At 47.1% G+C, this 17,202-nt stretch carries 12 protein-coding genes; 4 read left to right on the forward strand and 8 right to left on the reverse strand.

The window, feature by feature from the left end; all coding sequences use genetic code 11:
* Positions 1-15: 15 nt before the first annotated feature.
* On the forward strand, positions 16-2,121 hold the full coding sequence (locus ACOJUO_RS08550) for a peptidase domain-containing ABC transporter (RefSeq protein WP_422139525.1): 2,106 nt from the start codon (positions 16-18) through the stop codon (positions 2,119-2,121).
* Here the strand turns inward: ACOJUO_RS08550 and ACOJUO_RS08555 are convergent.
* Genes ACOJUO_RS08555 through ACOJUO_RS08565 form a run of 3 tightly spaced genes read right to left on the reverse strand, consistent with a single transcriptional unit; the run spans position 2,085 to position 5,882 of the window.
* Complete coding sequence (locus tag ACOJUO_RS08555) at positions 2,085-3,095, reverse strand: M23 family metallopeptidase (protein WP_422139526.1); 1,011 nt, start codon at positions 3,093-3,095, stop codon at positions 2,085-2,087. The two genes, ACOJUO_RS08550 and ACOJUO_RS08555, sit on opposite strands and share 37 nt — an antisense overlap.
* A 3-nt stretch (positions 3,096-3,098) precedes the next feature.
* Complete coding sequence (locus tag ACOJUO_RS08560; protein ID WP_422139527.1) at positions 3,099-4,550, reverse strand: hypothetical protein; 1,452 nt, start codon at positions 4,548-4,550, stop codon at positions 3,099-3,101.
* A gap of 60 nt (positions 4,551-4,610) precedes the next feature.
* Positions 4,611-5,882 carry a TolC family protein gene (locus ACOJUO_RS08565; RefSeq protein WP_422139528.1) on the reverse strand — a complete coding sequence of 424 codons (1,272 nt, stop codon included), beginning with the start codon at positions 5,880-5,882 and terminating at the stop codon, positions 4,611-4,613.
* Positions 5,883-6,100: 218 nt separating this feature from the next.
* Between ACOJUO_RS08565 and ACOJUO_RS08570 the strand changes: the two genes are divergently transcribed.
* Together ACOJUO_RS08570 and ACOJUO_RS08575 are read left to right on the forward strand one after the other, a co-directional pair.
* Positions 6,101-6,706: a hypothetical protein gene (locus tag ACOJUO_RS08570; RefSeq protein ID WP_422139529.1), complete on the forward strand. Its 606-nt coding sequence runs from the start codon at positions 6,101-6,103 to the stop codon at positions 6,704-6,706.
* Complete coding sequence (locus ACOJUO_RS08575) at positions 6,706-7,986, forward strand: HlyD family type I secretion periplasmic adaptor subunit (protein WP_422139530.1); 1,281 nt, start codon at positions 6,706-6,708, stop codon at positions 7,984-7,986. Before ACOJUO_RS08570 ends, ACOJUO_RS08575 begins: the two co-directional genes overlap by 1 nt.
* 521 nt (positions 7,987-8,507) lie before the next feature.
* Here the strand turns inward: ACOJUO_RS08575 and ACOJUO_RS08580 are convergent.
* The 5 genes from ACOJUO_RS08580 to hsdR form a co-directional block, all read right to left on the reverse strand.
* Positions 8,508-9,452, reverse strand: coding sequence for an Abi family protein (locus ACOJUO_RS08580; protein ID WP_422139531.1), 945 nt, complete (start codon positions 9,450-9,452; stop codon positions 8,508-8,510).
* 314 nt (positions 9,453-9,766) lie between these two features.
* Positions 9,767-11,515, reverse strand: a complete 1,749-nt coding sequence (locus tag ACOJUO_RS08585; protein ID WP_422139532.1) for a restriction endonuclease subunit S — start codon at positions 11,513-11,515, stop codon at positions 9,767-9,769.
* A gap of 310 nt (positions 11,516-11,825) precedes the next feature.
* Positions 11,826-13,232: a type I restriction-modification system subunit M gene (locus ACOJUO_RS08590; RefSeq protein WP_422139533.1), complete on the reverse strand. Its 1,407-nt coding sequence runs from the start codon at positions 13,230-13,232 to the stop codon at positions 11,826-11,828.
* A gap of 121 nt (positions 13,233-13,353) precedes the next feature.
* Positions 13,354-13,596, reverse strand: coding sequence for a hypothetical protein (locus tag ACOJUO_RS08595; RefSeq protein WP_422139534.1), 243 nt, complete (start codon positions 13,594-13,596; stop codon positions 13,354-13,356).
* Positions 13,597-13,608: 12 nt separating this feature from the next.
* Positions 13,609-16,011, reverse strand: coding sequence for an EcoAI/FtnUII family type I restriction enzme subunit R (hsdR, locus tag ACOJUO_RS08600; protein ID WP_422140062.1), 2,403 nt, complete (start codon positions 16,009-16,011; stop codon positions 13,609-13,611).
* 254 nt (positions 16,012-16,265) lie between these two features.
* Between hsdR and ACOJUO_RS08605 the strand changes: the two genes are divergently transcribed.
* Positions 16,266-16,463 carry a type I restriction enzyme endonuclease domain-containing protein gene (locus ACOJUO_RS08605; RefSeq protein WP_422137057.1) on the forward strand — a complete coding sequence of 66 codons (198 nt, stop codon included), beginning with the start codon at positions 16,266-16,268 and terminating at the stop codon, positions 16,461-16,463.
* Positions 16,464-17,202 lie beyond the last annotated feature (739 nt).

Consider the following 17,202-nt stretch of genomic DNA (forward strand, 5'->3'; position numbering starts at 1 on the left):
AAAAGAGCGCCTCGTATGCTTAAATTTCACCTCAAAGATTGTTTCCTCAGCGTTTGCCATTATATGGGTGCCGATGTTGTCAGTGAGGATTTAGAGGCGCTCACACGGGAAGGTCAGGAGTTTGATCATTGGCGTCTTAAACAGGCCGCCGCCTACTGTGGCCTGGACATGAGGAAAAAACACAGCGAACTCATTGATATTACAGAAGATGACTTACCCTGCATCATTCAGTTAAAGAAAAAAAAATTCATGACTATCACCGAAATTCGCAACGGTGAGTATTTTGTGGCGTCACGAAAGTACCCTCTGGGGTTATGGCTGTCTTTGTCGCGATTGTCATCGGTTTATACCGGCACGATTTTCTGTTTCAGTGAACACAAGGAAAAAGCCACTGCCAGCAAGCTATTGATGCCTTCCTGGTTTCGCACACAGATGAACGAACTCCGACCTCACTACGCCCAGGTATTGCTGGCGACCGTGATGGTCAATCTGCTGACTCTGGCGCTACCGTTATTCACCAACATGGTGTTCGATAAACTCATCCCAACCTTTGCTACAGATACGCTCCTGGTTCTGGGGATGGGTATGCTGGTAGTGGTTATCTTTGATTTTGTCTTGCGCTGGCTTCGCACTTATTTTGTCGATGACGCCTGCCGGATTATTGAAAAACGCAGCGAACAGTTCATCATGGGGCGTCTTCTTCAGTTGAAACAAAGTGAACTGCCGGACTCTGCGGGTCGCATTACCCATGCCGTGGAAAATTTTGCCCGGGTTAAGGAATTTCTGTCCGGAACGATAGTGTTATCACTACTGGATGCGCCATTTTTTATTCTGTTTACACTGGTAATAGGATTGATCAGTGGCGTCATGGCACTCATTCCTCTTGGCATTGCGGCCTGTCTGATACCGATTGCGATATACAGTTATCGAAGTACACGACATCGTGCCAGTCAGCTGACCCGGGCCAATAATGCCAAAAGTGCTTTTCTCTATGAAGTCAGCTCAGAGCTGGAAGCGATTAAAACACTCGGTGCAACACGCAAGACTCAGGCGCGCTGGCGAAGTCTGGTAACCCTTTCTGCCTGGGCATCGCAGGCCAGTAAACAGTCTAATGTTTTGCTAAACACGCTGGTGGCAAGTGCCAGCCAGAGTGTGGTCATCGGTATGCTTATTGTGGGTGTATTCCAGATACATAGCGGTAACCTTTCTTCTGGCTCCCTGTTTGCCTGCATTATTCTTGGAAGCAGGGCTGTTGCGCCATTGATGAGTCTGGCCATGGCAGTGAATCGCCTGAGCTTCTCCATCAAGGCGCTAAAAGAGATTAACGAACTGTTAGGTCTGGCAGGAGAGGATGACCTCAACGATAAACTCAATGTTCCAACCCTGAAAGGACTGATTGAATTCGATAAAGTGTCCTATCGATATAAAGCCACAGAACCAGAGATTTTGAAAAATATCAGTCTGAAGATCGAGCCGGGGGAACGAGTCGCGATACTGGGGGCTTCCGGCTCAGGGAAGAGTACGCTCATCCGCATGATTCAGGGACTGGTGGAGCCGACTGAAGGTAATGTTATGATCGACGGTCGCAATCTGCAGCATCTTAACCTGGATCATTACCGCAGCCATTATGCTGTGGCACCGCAGAAGCCTAGTGTGTTCGCCGGAACACTGAAAAGTAACCTGATGCTCGGACAGCGTGCAGCATCTACTAAAAAGCTGGACGAAGCCTGTCATGGGGCTTGTCTGGATGGATTTGTTCAGAAGTGCTCCCGGGGCTACGCCCATGAAATCATGGAACGGGGCGAGAATCTCTCCGGTGGTCAACGACAGGCGCTTTGCCTGGCTCGTGCGCTAGTGCGTCAGAGTCGTTTACTGATCCTTGATGAACCAACCAGTGCCTATGACAATTATAACGAAACACTATTCTGTCAGCGTCTTCCGGGCATCCTGAAGGACGACCAGACACTGATTCTTATCACGCACCGGCAAAACCTGCTGCAATTGGTGGACCGGATTATCGTGATATCCGAAGGTCGTATTATCGGTGACGACAGTCGCAGTCGAGTGCTGAAAGAGCTGAATTATCAGCGGTCAGCAACATCATCAGCACCGACTGCATAATCAAAAGCCCTTTTAATGGGAGGGAGCGAGGTGCGTTTCAGTCTGACTTTTCCCTGCCAGCGACCCGCTTGACCCGGTTGGATAGCCGGATTATTAATGCCGATGTAATAAAATTGCTGTGCCTTGCCTGATTTCAGCTTCGGGAAGGTATGCTGCCTGATCAGTTCGCCATTGGGTGCAACGAAACTCAATGTTACCTGATCACCCATTGACAGCCCGATGAATCGAACCCAAAAAAACAGGCGCGGGTTTTTGTCACCCGAACCGTCATTAAAATTTCCGGTTTCAATCGCCTGGTAGTTGTCCGGGGGGGTATGACTGAAACCATGATCCAACAGCCGACCCGGGAAGTAGGCTACCTTGTTGCCTGCGATCCCGAGCCACTGACTGTTGAGGGTATCCCCACATTTGCCTCTGTCCGGTTTTCCTATGAACGGGTCGATCGTCTTATTGTGATGTGTCACCTGAAAATGAACATGGGGAAATTCGGTTAATCCGGACAGGCCGATTTCACCCAGTGGCTGTCCCTGGATAACCCGGTCACCTTTTTTGATGGTCAGACTGTCTTTTTTCAGGTGGCCATAAATTGTGCGCCAGCCGTCCCGATGCTGGATAACAACGGCATTACCCAGACCGATCTGTTTTATTTCCTCACGTCTTGCCGGGTCCAGATAAGTATCTGTAATGCCATCTCGTGTCGCGACAACCTTGCCATTGGCTGCTGCCAGCACAGGAACGCCCTTATCCATTTGAGGCAGGTTGACCAGCCTGATGTCGGTACCAGAGTGGCCGTCATAGGTTTGCTGACGGCACTGGTAGTCGCTGAAGCCAGCAGTGGGGTCATGATCAACATAGTTCTGGATAAAGCAATCAACACCATATCGACAAGCCACCGGGAAAATAAAATCCGGACTCTCGTCAGCCGAAGCGGCCAGACTCCAGACCAGAGCAATGATATGCCGATGAGCTCTCATTGCTCATTTGCCTTTAATTCTGGCTCTTACATCCTTAATTGCTCTGGACATGGAGATGAACATCTTTTCCATTCGTGATTGTCTGATTTGGCTGTCCTGATTATCTTCCTGAACCTTATCGGAAAGTGCCTGTAACTGCTGAGAGACGCCTTTAAGTTCGGTAGCAGAGGCGTCTGTTTTCTGCGAGATGAACGCTTTTAGCTCGGAGACCTGCTCAGTGGTTTTCACATGACTACGCCCCAGCGCTCTCTGCTCATCCAGCAGGGCGTTGACAATCTGAACCAGCCGATGCTTGCTCTCCTGGACGGCCCCCAGTGCTTCTGTGCTGGCATCGGTCTGAGTCGTGAACAACTGTCGTAGTTTTTCTGATTCCTGTAGTTGCAATTGCGTCTGGGCTAACTGATTCGATTGAAGCTCGGCAGAAGTTTCAATATGTTGTTCTGCTCGCAGTAAGGATTCAGACAGCTGAGAGGTCTCAGTCTTCAGCTCAAGGTGGTTATTTTTGAGTAAAGCGATCAGGCTTTGCCACTGTCTGTCATTTGCAGACTGAATGCTGATTTTCTTCAGAGTATTGGCGATGGTGCCGAGCTGGGTGGTAATCTGCTCCAGTTGCCCGTTTCCCAGGACTGGAGTGGCGGTGGTTGCAGCCGCTCCACCATTAGAATTTCTCTCAACTGTGTGCTCAGCCAGCCAGTTTTCCATGGCAGAGGTGAAGTAATGGCCAGCCTTGTCGAGACTGAGCAGAAAAATACCCAATACCAACGAAGTGCTCAGTCCCATAAGGGAAGAACCGAAGGCGGTGCTCATTCCGCCAAGAGGTCCTTCCAGACCCCTGATCAGCTTGATCAGGGTTTCCATAATATCTCCGCCATCTAGCCCACCCGCCAGATCAGACAGGATGCCCCCGATGGAGCCAATGGTGATGGTCAGACCGAGGAAAGTTCCAAGTAGTCCGATAAAAACCAGTAGATCGGTGAAGTAGCGAATGAAGGCGGACTTTTCACTCATACTGTCTTGCAGGGAGTCTATCAGGGCCCGTGTTGCAGGGGCCGAGAGTCGGATAACACCCAGAGATGCCACGTTGTTTTTGAGCAGGGTGACGGTTGGCCCCATCAGATGCATCTTCAAGGGTACGGGTTCATCCTGCTCTTGCTTGTTGTTATCTCTTTGGCCGTTCTTATCGTCCAGATCGTCTTTGCTTTGAAACAGGATCTCATCCAGTTTGGCAACCACCAGAACATCATCTTTGAGTTGAAACACATAAAGGAAACAGAGCACCGAACCGATTATGAACACCGATAAAATCGTACCGTTCAGGGGCAGGTTCGACATAAGTGCCGTGATAAAAAAATCCCTGGAAAAATACACCAGAATCAGACTGGCTACGACGACAAACTGCATTCGCCTTATGAAGCTCACTATTCTTTTCGGGTCGGCAATATGCAGCTCAGACATGTCCTTATTATCCTGTTTTGTCCGTGTTGCCCGTCGTTTTCTCGCTTTTCTTCTGAAGCATTATTCCGATTCGTCTGCCAGACTTCGCACAGTATTGATGACATCGTTCAGGTAATAACGGATTCTCAGCGTGCTTTTGTAATACTCAAACCGGAACACGGCACTCTGGACTCTGCTGTTGTGGTAATCCCCCTGGGCTGTGGTGATGTCCAGCAGGGTCTTTTCACCCAATTCAAATTCTTTGTAATAGAGATCGACAATTTCACGGTTGGTTTCCAGTGCTTCTTTATTGACGGCCTTCTCATCTTTTAACTTCAACATCGCGCTGTAAGCTTCCTCTGCCTCTTTTTCCAGTGCCAGTGTAGCCTCTCGTAACTGATGATTAGCCCGCATCACTTTGGCATTGTTTTCATCAACATTGCTTCGGGCCTTGAAGCCGTCCCAGATGTCATAACTCATTGTGATACCGGCAGCCTGTGTGGTTGACCATTTCCCGTTGGTATCCAGAGAATTTTCCCTGTTGGTTTCAATTTTCAGGTTAAATTTGGGATAAAGATCGGAACGGGCTTTGTCTCGATTTTCTTTGGCGAACTCAATGTTTTTTTTGAGAGACTGGATCTGATAACTCCGGGTTGTTGCAAATTCGACCAGTTCCTTCGGGGTTTGCTTGATAACCAGTCCGTCCAGTGAAGGAATTGTCAGGTTTTCTGGCTCAATGTTCGTCAGGCTTTTAAAGGTTTTACGGGCAAACGTCAGGTCCGTCTGATACTGGATCAACTCAAGCTGGGCATTCTGGCTCAGACTGGTCAGACGCTGAACATCAGATTTGCTGGACGCGCCTGTCTGATTTCGAGTTTCAAGGATGCCGAGAAAACGGTCGTAAAAGGCAATATTCTCTTTGATATAGCCGATCACCTCCTCGAGTTTCAGTATCTCCAGAAAGGTGTTTGAGGTGAGCAGGACGAGCTGCTCACGCCCGTTATCAAGATCCTGTTGGTAGGAATTCAGCTTGTATTTTCTGGCGCTGATCTGGTTGGAAATCCGGCCAAAGTCGTATACAACCTGATTAAGTGTTACGGATGATTTGCGTTTTTGCTGCCAGTTACTGTCTGAATTGTTGCTCTTGCCACTTTCTAACTGAAGGGTAATCTTCGGGTGGTAGTCGGCATAACTCTTGTCCAGTTGTGCCTTTCCAACCTCAACCGTAGACTCCAGAGACTTCAGGGTCGGGTTAATCGCCAGTGCTTTGTTAACCGCTTCAGGTAACGATAAAGCACTCACCGGGGAGAGAAACAGTAATGAACTCACTCCAAGCAGACTTTTTAGTTTCATAAAATTTGATCCTGCCTGTCCTGTTTTTTTTTGCTGCTTACCCGCGTTTTCAAAATGACTCTACACGTCTCAGAGTCTTATTCGGCTCACAAGACGAAAACTGCAAAGGATGGTTCCTTTTTACATTCAGCTTTGGGTTGACGGTTATTAAGAAACAGATCAGACAGGCGATAGATAGTCAGACAATATCCTTCCCGCACACCTGCTACTGGAGCACCATGGCTAAAAAAGTTGAAAGCAACCCATGGCCCGGATTTGTGGATGCTCTGTCGACCACTCTGCTGGTCTTTGTTTTCCTGGTTGTTGTGTTGGTTATGGTCGTTTCTGCGCTGAGTGTTCAGGTGGGGTTTGATATTGCGCAATCATCAATTGAAGCTGAACACGCGGCAGCCGGTTCAACCGAAGGGCAGGAAGCGGGTCAGCAGGCTTCGGTGGAAGCGGATATTGAGAAAGAAATCGTTTCTGAAGCCCTGAGTGTTAATTTAGAGAGCCAGGTATCCACAGAGATAAAAAGTAAACTCATTCGTATAAAGTACGAGGATTTCAATTCACGGCTTTCTGAAGCCGCAAACAAAGAGCTGCAAGACTGGGTTCAGGCAAACATGGATGATTTTCAGAGTAAAACGGTCCATGTTATCAGTTTGCTCAATAGCAGAAGTCTGGCAAAAACGGTTTCTTACGAAATTGCCTTCAATCGAATCTCTCAAGTTCGAAAAATTCTTCTTGATGCAGGTATGTCCGCTGAATTTATCAAGATCAGACTTGACGAATCCGGTACAGAGCAAAGAAACCAGGTGGTTATCAGGGTGGTGGAGAGCGAATAATGATGAAGCCGCTGTTAACCCGTATGCGGTTTCGTTCGATTTCCCGCTATTGCGTTATTTTCACCATCACTTTTATTGTCCTGTGTTTTCTGGTTTGGTCAGCCATTGTCGAAATAGACGTGGTTGTCAAAAGTCATGGCCGGGTGACTACTTTCAGCAATAACCGTGTAGTTGAGCATCTCGAAGGCGGTATTCTCACCGAATTGCACGTGACAGAAGGGCAACGGATTCACAAAGACATGGTGTTGTTTTCGGTGATGAATCCTTCTCTGACCGAAAATATCAGCATTTTGAACCAGAGACTCATAGGGCTGACCGCAAAAGCGCAACGATTGTATGCGGAAATGACGGGTAAAGAACTGATCACTGCCAGTAAAAAAACGGCTCGAAATAACGAGCACTACCTTAACGAACACGAGTTGTATAAAAAACGTGCCAGAAAGCTCAGCGAACAAATCTCCATTGTTCGGCAACAGATTAGCAAAGAGGAAGCCCAGCTATCTGAGCTTGACCAGGTCATTAAGGATATGAAAAACGAGCGGGCAGTCGCTCAGAAGCAGTTAGATATATTGACGACGCTTCTCAGAGAGGGTGCTGGTTCGATTCATAATCAACTGGAAAAAAAGATGGTGTTGCTGAAAATCGAGACCAGAATCAACCAGTCAACGAAGCAGATTCCGGTCATTAATGCCAACCTGTCTGAGCTGCGCTTAAAGAAAACCAAGCTGATGACGGATTTTCGTGAAGAGGCACAGCACAATTACAACAAGGTCCGATTAGAAATTACCCAGATTCAGGCACAGATTCGTTCTTCCAGTGAACGGGAGATCCGTAAAAAAGTGGCAGCACCGGTTACGGGTACCTTGCATACCCTGCATGTCAATACTATCGGCGAGGTCGTCTCACCGGGTTCGATATTGGCGGAGATAGTCCCGGATGGCGTTCCCCTGATGGTCGAAGCCATGGTGGCCCCACATGACAGAGCCAGAGTCTGGCCCGGTCAGTCGGTAAATGTTCGGGTTTCTGCTTACGATTACACGACTTATGGTTCTCTAAAGGGCAAGGTTCTGGAGGTGAGTGCTGACACCTATTTAGATAGTGTAACGGCCAAGCATTACTATAAAGCGATGATTGAGACGGAAAGCTCAGGGTTTGGTGAAAATAATCAGTTGATTCCCGGCATGACCGTTGAACTAAATATTCTGGCAGGCAAACGCACGCTGCTCGGTTATTTACTGGGGCCCTTGTCTGAATCCATTGAATTTACTGCGACATTGTAATTCAAATTGTGTAAATACTCGTGGCTGTCATCAGGATATCATTAGACCACTTCACTCCTCTACTTCTTATTCTGAGTAAAGTAAAGGCTAGGCTTTGTTTTACACTAAGTCCAATTGAGCAGAAATAAGTTAATTGGACACGATAGATCAGTGACTTAGCGTCGTGCTGTGGTCTGTCCGGAAAGTACACTTAACTTGACACAAGCCGGTTCAACCATCCTTTGTCTATAATATTTGCACGCTCTGTTGCAGGCTATAATGCTACAACGTCCCAACGGAGGTGTGACGGGGCAATTAGCACCAGAGATACCGGCAGGGCTTCACACCTTCAACCCAATAAAACTCTTGCTTTTGATGGTAATTGGGCTGACGTACAACATCTGGTATCTTTGAATGAGTATTGAAAGAAATTTAACATTTTGAATGATTTTAAGTTGACTTACCCACCTGATGAGCTAGTATTTCGGGTAACACGGCCCCCGCCTCTTCGTTGCTTGCAACCTACGCGGGGGTTCTTATTTTTACCTTCCTATAAGTCCTTTCCACCCGTCCTGTAGCCCGATATCGTTTATTGACACCTTCCTGTCGGACTTGATTTCAGGGAATTCATCCAACTGCTGTATAAGTCTGTCGTGCCATTTCGTGGCAGGGCAAATAATACTCAACAGGTGAGCAACAATGTTGATCAGCAGAAAGGGTTTGGATATCAGTTCATTCTTTCCAAGGTAATGGTCACACCAGCTAATCTCACCCGGAGCGGGTAATTTCGGCTGATCAATCACATTGCGATTCCAAGGGCGGCTGTGGTGAGCGCAGAGATTACGAAGGTAGTTCAACGAGCGTAACCAACTGGAAAATACCTTGAAGTCTGTCACCCCATACTTTGAGGAAATTTTCCTTTGATCAGGCACTTTCATCATCGAAAACAGCTGCGACATGGCCCCGAAGTCCCAGACCTCTATAGCAACCCAAATGGGTAAGTCTGCACCATGATTGTGACGATAATGCTTAACGAAATCTTCCTTTGATCGTTTCAGCAGATTTTCATATTTTTTCAGCCAGTTAGCATGTCGCTTATTTTTTCCTGCAAACGTCGGATGAAACTGGTCAATATTCTTGTAAGCGTAGGTATCTCGCTCACCGAGCAAATAAGCGATATCGACCCTCAAAGCCACTTCAATCCGTTCAAGTGCATCCAGCATCAATTGCCGTAAGTTCTTATCAAAAATATAGAGATTCACGGCATCAGAAAAGTGTGTGTTTGCAACAAACTCGTTTTCTTTAACCACTTGGAAATTTGGCTGAATGCGAAAGACCCGGAATGGATAGAGGTAGGCACTCAGCCGGTAATAACCAATGCGCTGGAGATGATTAAGTGCAGCAGTTTTGTCTGAAACCACCAGATTATGGGAGACCAACAAATCCAGTTGTTGCTGGAAAGTTTTCCAGGGACGTTCGTAAACCATTGAACCTCAGTATTTATGCCTGATTTTTTATTTGGCAACCTGCCAGCGTGTTATTCACTAACAGGATACTATAGTGACCTGCTAGATCCTGCACCAACATAAAATATCAATATCAAGTGACTTTAATCCCTTATATCCCAAGCCCGTTTGAGCACCCTGACGAACGATCAGCAAGCAGTCGGGGTTCAGAATGGATATATCTTGAAATACCTGCTCTTCAAGCTGGTTTTCGTTATCCAATGGAGCAGTGGGCAGGTTTTGCCCATTTTCCAGATGCCTTGTTGTATTGCCATACTGAGTTCCTTGCCTCACTGTCAGGCGACTGCTTGTTCGACCATTGCATTGGCCAGTTGTAACTGGGTGGTTTGGGTTTGGTGGATTTGGGATTTTAGGGTGTTGCATAAAGTCATTAGCTCGTTGACTTGCGAGACTATACGAAGTTGCTCATTCTTTGGAGGTAAAGCAATAAAAGCATTATTCAGTTTTTTTAATGTAACTCTGGTAATAGCAACTCCCGTCATACCAGCTCGCATTTCTTTGTAGAAATAGGGAGACCTGAGTGAAAGTAATACAAATGAATTTATAACCTCATCTGGGCACTTCAAAAGAGCGACACTTGAGAGCATGGAAAAAGGTTTTTCAAGCGTGTTTATTGTTGCAATACCTGTCGTTGCACCATCTTTAATGTAGAGGATATCTCCAAACTCTGGATCACACCGGCTATAAATTTCATCATGTACAACTTGGCTAACATAGGTTGCGTTGCTGAGCTGAATGCCTGTTGGTTTTATATTTTTGGCGGATATGTACAAATAATCACCACTTTCACCATTTGGAGGGGAATGATGTGTCCCATCAGTAATTTTTTTTAAAACTGTGCCAAGCCTTACCCACACCCACCCCTGCGGCAGAGCAAAGGGCTTTTCTTCCTCAGTAATCACTGGCAACGATTTCTGCTTCTTAATCTTCTTGTCTTTCACTAACTGCGCTTTCTCAGCCGCAATTTTTTCCAACAGTACTGAAGCCGGTTCATCCTCCGGACTCTGCGGCACCAGCCTGCCCATTACCGCCAGTTGCAGTATGGTTTGTTTAAGTTGGTCAACGCTGTGCTCGGTAGTGAACAGGGTATCGAAATGCTCGGCGATTCTGGCCCAGTTTTCGGCTACCTCATCGGTGGAAGTGCTGTTGGTTAAGGTGGCTAGCAGTTCTTCCATCAAGGTTTGGTGGGCGGTGATGCTGTTGGTTTGTTGCTTTTCTAGCTGGTCACAGAGCGCCATGAGTTCGTTGACTTTGGTGACTATGCGCTCAATTTCTGCTTGTGGTGGAATAGGTATCGGTATTTCTTTGAGTTTGGATGCTTTTATACCTGTAGCAGTCATGCCTGTAGAATTCAGCTTTAGCTGCAGCTGAAATGCAGTAGACATAATCAATATTTTCAGAAAGGGCGCAACATTTGGTTCATGAAGCTGAAAGCAGATAGCCCGTTGAGCAAGTGCAAATCTCTCATCCATCTCAATGATGGCAACATTACCCAAAGGTGCTTCAGGCGTGAATAGTATATCCCCTTTTTTTGGAAAGCCCCTTGTCATCCATGAATCATATTCTTCTTCAGAAATAAACTCCTCTGGCTCAGAAGATATATATCCAAATCGGATATTTTTCGCAGTTATCAGCTTTACCCCAGATGATATTTTTTTGGGTGTTTTACCTCTGTAGTCAATGAACTTTGCAAGATTTCCAAGTCGGCAATAACCCCAAGAATCAGGAACATCAATATATTTGTCATCACTGTTGATAACACTGCCAGCATTCGTCTTGAGTTTTTCTTCTTTTACCAATCGGGCCTTTTCGGCAGAAACTCGTTCCAGCAAAGCCGAAGCTGGTTCATCCTCCGAATCCTGTTGCACCAGCTTCCCCCGAACCGCCAGCTCCAGAATCAGCTCCCGCAATTTCTTAATGCCATGCAAATCCAGCTTGCTGCTACTGCCTCGGCCGGACGCACTTTTGGTTGTGTGAGCACTGCCCCAGAGGTCAAAGTTTTCGCTAACGGCGTTTAACATCATTTGACTCCCTTCTCAGTGTTACCAGTTAGGGCTTGTGCCAAAATTTCTTTCAGCTGACGGCGGGTTTCTGCCATTTCCTTCTGCTGAGCAGCGTACTGGCTCAACAGCTCATCCGGGTCATGACTGACTTGTTCGCCGATATGAGGGTTGTCGATATCGAGGTTGTAGATTGGCCAGTAGATGGCATCGGCTGCTTTCTTTTCCGTGTCGGCTTTTGCCTTGAGTGTTTTGGCTTCCTGGGTTTGCTGCCTGATCTGTTCGTTCAGGGCTGCTTTTTTGCTGACAACAGAGACGGTTTTCAGATCTTCTTTTAGCTGCTTAACGCTGGATTCCAGCCGGTTGGCCGGTTGGCCTGTTGCTTGTAGTCGGCTTCTTTATCTCTGTGTGGCTGTGCCTTTTTTTCGGCTTCAGCTTTGATGGTTTTGAAGTCTATTTTCCAGGCAAACTCACTCTGTTCCCGGCGGGCAAAACCATCCGCTTCGTTGCCCCACCATACTTGCTCAGCTTTGAACTCTTCCACCCGCATGGGCCGGGTTTTGCTGTAGTTCTTGTAACCTTCCGGATAAGGGTGTTGGTAAAACCAGATGGTTTCTGTTGGTTGCCCCTTGGTAAAAAACAGCAGGTTGGTTTTAATGCCGGTGTAGGGATTAAACACACCATTGGGTAAACGGACAATGGTGTGCAGGTTGCACTCTTCCAGCAGCTTTTCTTTCAGCTTCGATTTGGTGCCTTCGCCAAACAGGAAGCCATCCGGCAAGACCACAGCAGCACGACCATTCTCTTTGAGCAGGCGAATAAATAACGCCATGAACAAATCAGCCGTTTCTCTGGTTCGGATATTGGCCGGGAAGTTTTTTTCTATCCCTTCTTCTTCTGTGCCCCCAAAAGGCGGATTGGCCACAATCACGTCTACCCGTTCATCTTTTTTCCAGTCAGTTAATGGGCGGGAAAGGGTGTTGTCGTGACGTATCTGGCTGGGCACTTCAATGCCGTGCAGTATCATATTGGTGGTAGCGAGCAGGTGAGGAAGAGGCTTTTTCTCTACACCGTATATGCTGCACTGTAGCTTCTGTTCATCGGCGGGCACTTTAACGTAATGCTTACGCTTATGCTCAATCGTGCAGGTCAAAAAGCCGCCAGTTCCACAAGCGGGGTCCATGACTTTTTCATTCAGTTTTGGATCGATCTGGCTCACCATAAACTCGGTAACGGCACGGGGGGTGTAGAATTCCCCTGCGTTACCGGCACTTTGCAGATCTTTGAGGATTTGTTCATAGATATCCCCAAAGGCGTGACGTTCCTGTGCCTTGTTAAAGTCGATGCTTTCCTGAATTTTATTAATGACCTGTCGGATCAGCTGGCCTGACTTCATGTAGTTGTAGGCATCTTCAAATACACTGCGAATCACGAAGGCTCGTTGATCATCACCCTTTGGTTGAAGGGTTTGTAATTCCGGAAACAGCTCATTGTCGATAAACTTTTTAAGCTTGTCACCGGTAATGCCTGCAGGGTCTGCGGCCCAGTTCCGCCAGCGCAATTCTTCCGGAATAGGTGATTCATAGTGTTCTTTGAACAGCTCCCACTCGTGCTCCCGGTCGTCAAAGATTTTCAGAAAAAGCAACCAGACCAGCTGACCAATACGCTGGGCATCACCGTCTACCCCTACGTCCTGGCGCATAAGATCCTGAATGGATTTGATCGTACTCGTGATACTCATTGGTCTTCAGAAATTTCCCAGTAAACGGCCTGATGGCTAACTTCGGACAGGTGAAACCAGCTTGTTGCAATCAGGTTAAATAAAACGAACGCCCGTCCTTCATTGATGTAGTCTTCATCAATCAAATAACAGGCTTTGAGCTGACTGTCGGAGAAGGCGATAGAGCTATCCCAACCCTTGAAAGCGTAGCCATTAAGGGCTTCCAGTAAGTCAGGGTAATGCTGTAGTAAGTCGGCAATAGTATGCCACTTCGACTCACGGTAAAGCTGTCAGCAGGCTGGGATCGTAGTTTGCTGACAATATCGTCGCTGGTAAGCAGTGAATCAAGGAATGCTTTAAACGATGGATGTTTAACATTTGTCATTGTGTCAAGGTACTACCTATCCAAATAATACAGTTGCTCTTCCAGTTCTTTAAACGCCTTCTGGTACTGAGACTTGCCACCAAACGCTCTTACTAATTCTATGGGCGCACCTATCTGGCTAAATGCCTGATCCGTCAGAATAGTCATATCTTCCACTGGCTCGATGCCGACATCGGCGTATTTGTCGAGTAATGTTTCCAGCACCTGACGAGCTACCCCTTCGTATTGGCTGAAATAGTTTCGCTTCTTCACATTATTGGCACGCTCCCGTCGAGTGAGGGCTGGCCGGTCAAATGCAATGTGACAGATCAAGTCAAACGGGTCCAATTCTGTTCCCAGTTTCTCGCCGACATTATCTTGTAACTCCTGCCAGAAAACACCCAGTTCTGTCAGTTCATCAATTATGGCTTTTTTCTTGTCGGCAGCGGACCACTTGCGGAGGAAATCATCCATGCTGGCATACTGCTTTACGACACACTGTTTGGTGTAATCGTGCATGGATTCGGTGACCAGTTTGCCGCTGGCATCCAGATGCTGAACTCGATATTTGGTGACTTTAAAGGCCTGCCCTTTGACATGGTACTTGATGCGGGGTGGCTCCGGCGGTGGTTCAGGGTCGCCTTCATCGCTCCCTCCGGGTGGTATGGGTTCTGGCTCAGGTTCCGGTGTTATTTCGCTGGGTGGATCAGTGATGATCGGCGGATCTTCCTCTATTCCTCCTCCGCCACCTTCTCCTTCGGGATTTTCAGGTTCATCCTCTGGCGGGATAATGGGCTCACCTGGCTTAGGCTTGAATATCTGTACCGGCTCGCCATCGAAGTCTTTGTCGGCAAAACGTTCAGTGGCTTTTTTAAAGTCCATGATAGTGAACCAGTGTTTGCCGTGATCTTCATCAATACGGGTGCCACGACCAATGATTTGCTTGAATTCAGTCATGGATTGGATGCTCTGATCGAGAACAATCAGCTTGCATGTTTTGGCATCCACACCGGTCGTCATCAACTTGCTTGTCGTGGTGATGACCGGATAAGTGGATTCGGGGTCAATGAAGTTATCCAGCTCATCCTTGCCTTCTTCGTTATCACCGGTAATCCGCATCACATACTTGCGGTTCTCTTTCACCCGATCCGGGTTCAAATTCACCAGTGCTTCCCGCATGCGTTCAGCATGATCGATGTCGTCACAGAAAACGATGGTCTTCTGAAACTCATCGGTTTTCTGCAAATACTCAGTAACCTTCAGCGCTACCAGTTGGGTTCGCTCGTCAAAGACAATGTTTCTGTCCATATCCCGCTGGTTGAATATGCGGTCTTCAATCAGGTTGCCATACTTATCGATCTGTCCTTTTTGTGGTCGCCAGCCTTCAAGATCAATATCGAAATCAAATCGGATGACTTTGTATGGTGCCAGGAAGCCATCTTCAATCCCTTGTTTTAGAGAATAGGTATAAACAGGTTCACCAAAGTAATGGATATTGGAGACTTCCTTCGTCTCTTTTGGGGTGGCGGTTAAACCAACGTGTGTTGCAGAGGAAAAGTATTCCAGAATTTCTCGCCATGCAGAGTCTTCACGGGCGCTACCACGATGGCATTCGTCTATGACAATCAGGTCAAAGAAATCAGGATCAAACTGTTTATAGATGTTTTTTTCTTCTTCATTGCCTGAAACGGCCTGATAGAGCGACAGATATATCTCAAACGCTTTGTTGACCTGGCGCTTTTCAATTTTGGTCATCGCTGGGCCAAAGGGTTTGAAGTCGTTGGACTTGGTTTGGTCCACAAGAATATTGCGGTCGGCAAGAAACAGAATGCGCTTCTTCTTTTCAGATTTCCAGAGCCGCCAGATGATCTGGAAAGCGGTATAGGTCTTCCCGGTTCCAGTTGCCATGACCAGTAGAACTCGATTCTGGCCTTTGGCAATGGCTTCAATAGTGCGGTTAATAGCGTTTGCCTGGTAGTAGCGCGGAGTGCGCCCGGAACCATCATCGAAATAAGGGTAATTGACGGTTTTTTGAGCTGGCTCGTCTAATTCTTTTGCCTGGCAGTAGCGACTCCATAGCTCACCAGGCGAAGGGAATTCATTAAGGGACAACTCTGTTTGGGTTTGATCTGCATTACCCGTGCGGTCGTAAAATTTGAAGCCATCTCCATTACTGGAGAACACAAAGGGAATATCAAGTGCTTCTGCATAGCTCAGGGCTTGCTGCATTCCGGAGCCCATGCTGTGCTTGTTATCTTTGGCCTCGATGACCGCTATGGGTTGGTTTTTCTGATGATAGAGGATGTAGTCTGCCCGACGTTTTTTACCTCGGGCATGGAGCTTACCGCGAACGATGATGCGGCCTGCGGTAAAGGTTACTTCCTCTCTTACTTGAGTTTGGATATCCCATCCGGCCTTTTCGATGGCTGGGGTGATTTATTTGGTACATATATCACGTTCGGATAGTTCTTTTTTGTTCATCTCTCAGATCCTGTCACGTCAAGACCTCCCAAACTGCAATGAATCGCCACGAAAATAAGCCTGAATATGAGCGAAAAGCTTGAATAGTGGGATCATTGTACAAGTGATAATAAAGAGAATGGGAGTGGCAAAGTTTGATAAAAAATGAACTGTATGTACGTCGACTTCTTGGTGTTTGGTGCTGGCATCTAGTGTTGAGATCGGGCTGGATGCAGGTTCGCTTTCCAGACTGGAGCAACCTGAATAATCTCAAATCAGTTCTGGGGGTTCAGCTGATCATGCTGCTTCAAAAAAATAGCTATCCTCCGGTTGTTTTTAATGAAGTGTATCAGGGTGTGTTTGAGCAGTTAAGGCATTTTAAGACGTATAGAGTGGGTTGGGTATATGTGATAGAAGGCACTGGATAACCTTCCCCTAATCTAGTGTTGACCTATTCCGACGGAAAGAGGGCGCATTAGCAGGCGCAAAAGCTCAGAAAGCAAAAAGCCCGTAGTGTTCGCTAACGCTACGGGCTTTGCTATATATGGTGCCGGCACCAAGAGTCGAACTCGGGACCCACTGATTACAAGGTACGTTAGTACTAATTCCGTACCATTCCACATAATTCCTTATCTTGCTTGTAACCCTTTGTTTACTGGGTTTATTATTTCCGTACGATTTCAGACTGTACTATAGTTTTCCTCTACAGTCCGACAGAAACGGGGACCAAAGTGGGGACCAAAGTGGGGACCAAAAATACAAATATTCACATTTGCTTTACAGGGACCAAACACGGAGTAAGTCAGTATGGCTAGATTGTCAGACCTGCAATTGAAAAAGCTTTAGGGAAAAGTAAGCGAGCCTATAGGCAGTCGTGGTGATGGCACTCTTTTCTTTAAGCGCAGAGATTGCGGCACCATCGAGGCATACTACCGTTACAGGGATCAAGGGAAGGAATCACTAATCAAGATAGGTCAATACAAACTCACCAGAGACGGGCACGGTTACACACTGGCAGAGTGTAGGGACAGAGCACAGGAGTTCGCCACCATTCGACGTGAGCAAGGCAGTGACCTTAAAGCCCACCTTGAAGATCAGGCGAACAGACGCAAACAAGCAAAAGCAGAGCAGGCCCGGCAGGATCAGTTAGACGCAGCAAAAGGCACA

The sequence above is a fragment of the Endozoicomonas sp. ALC020 genome, from assembly GCF_049275935.1.
In the GTDB taxonomy this organism is placed as follows: domain Bacteria; phylum Pseudomonadota; class Gammaproteobacteria; order Pseudomonadales; family Endozoicomonadaceae; genus Endozoicomonas_A.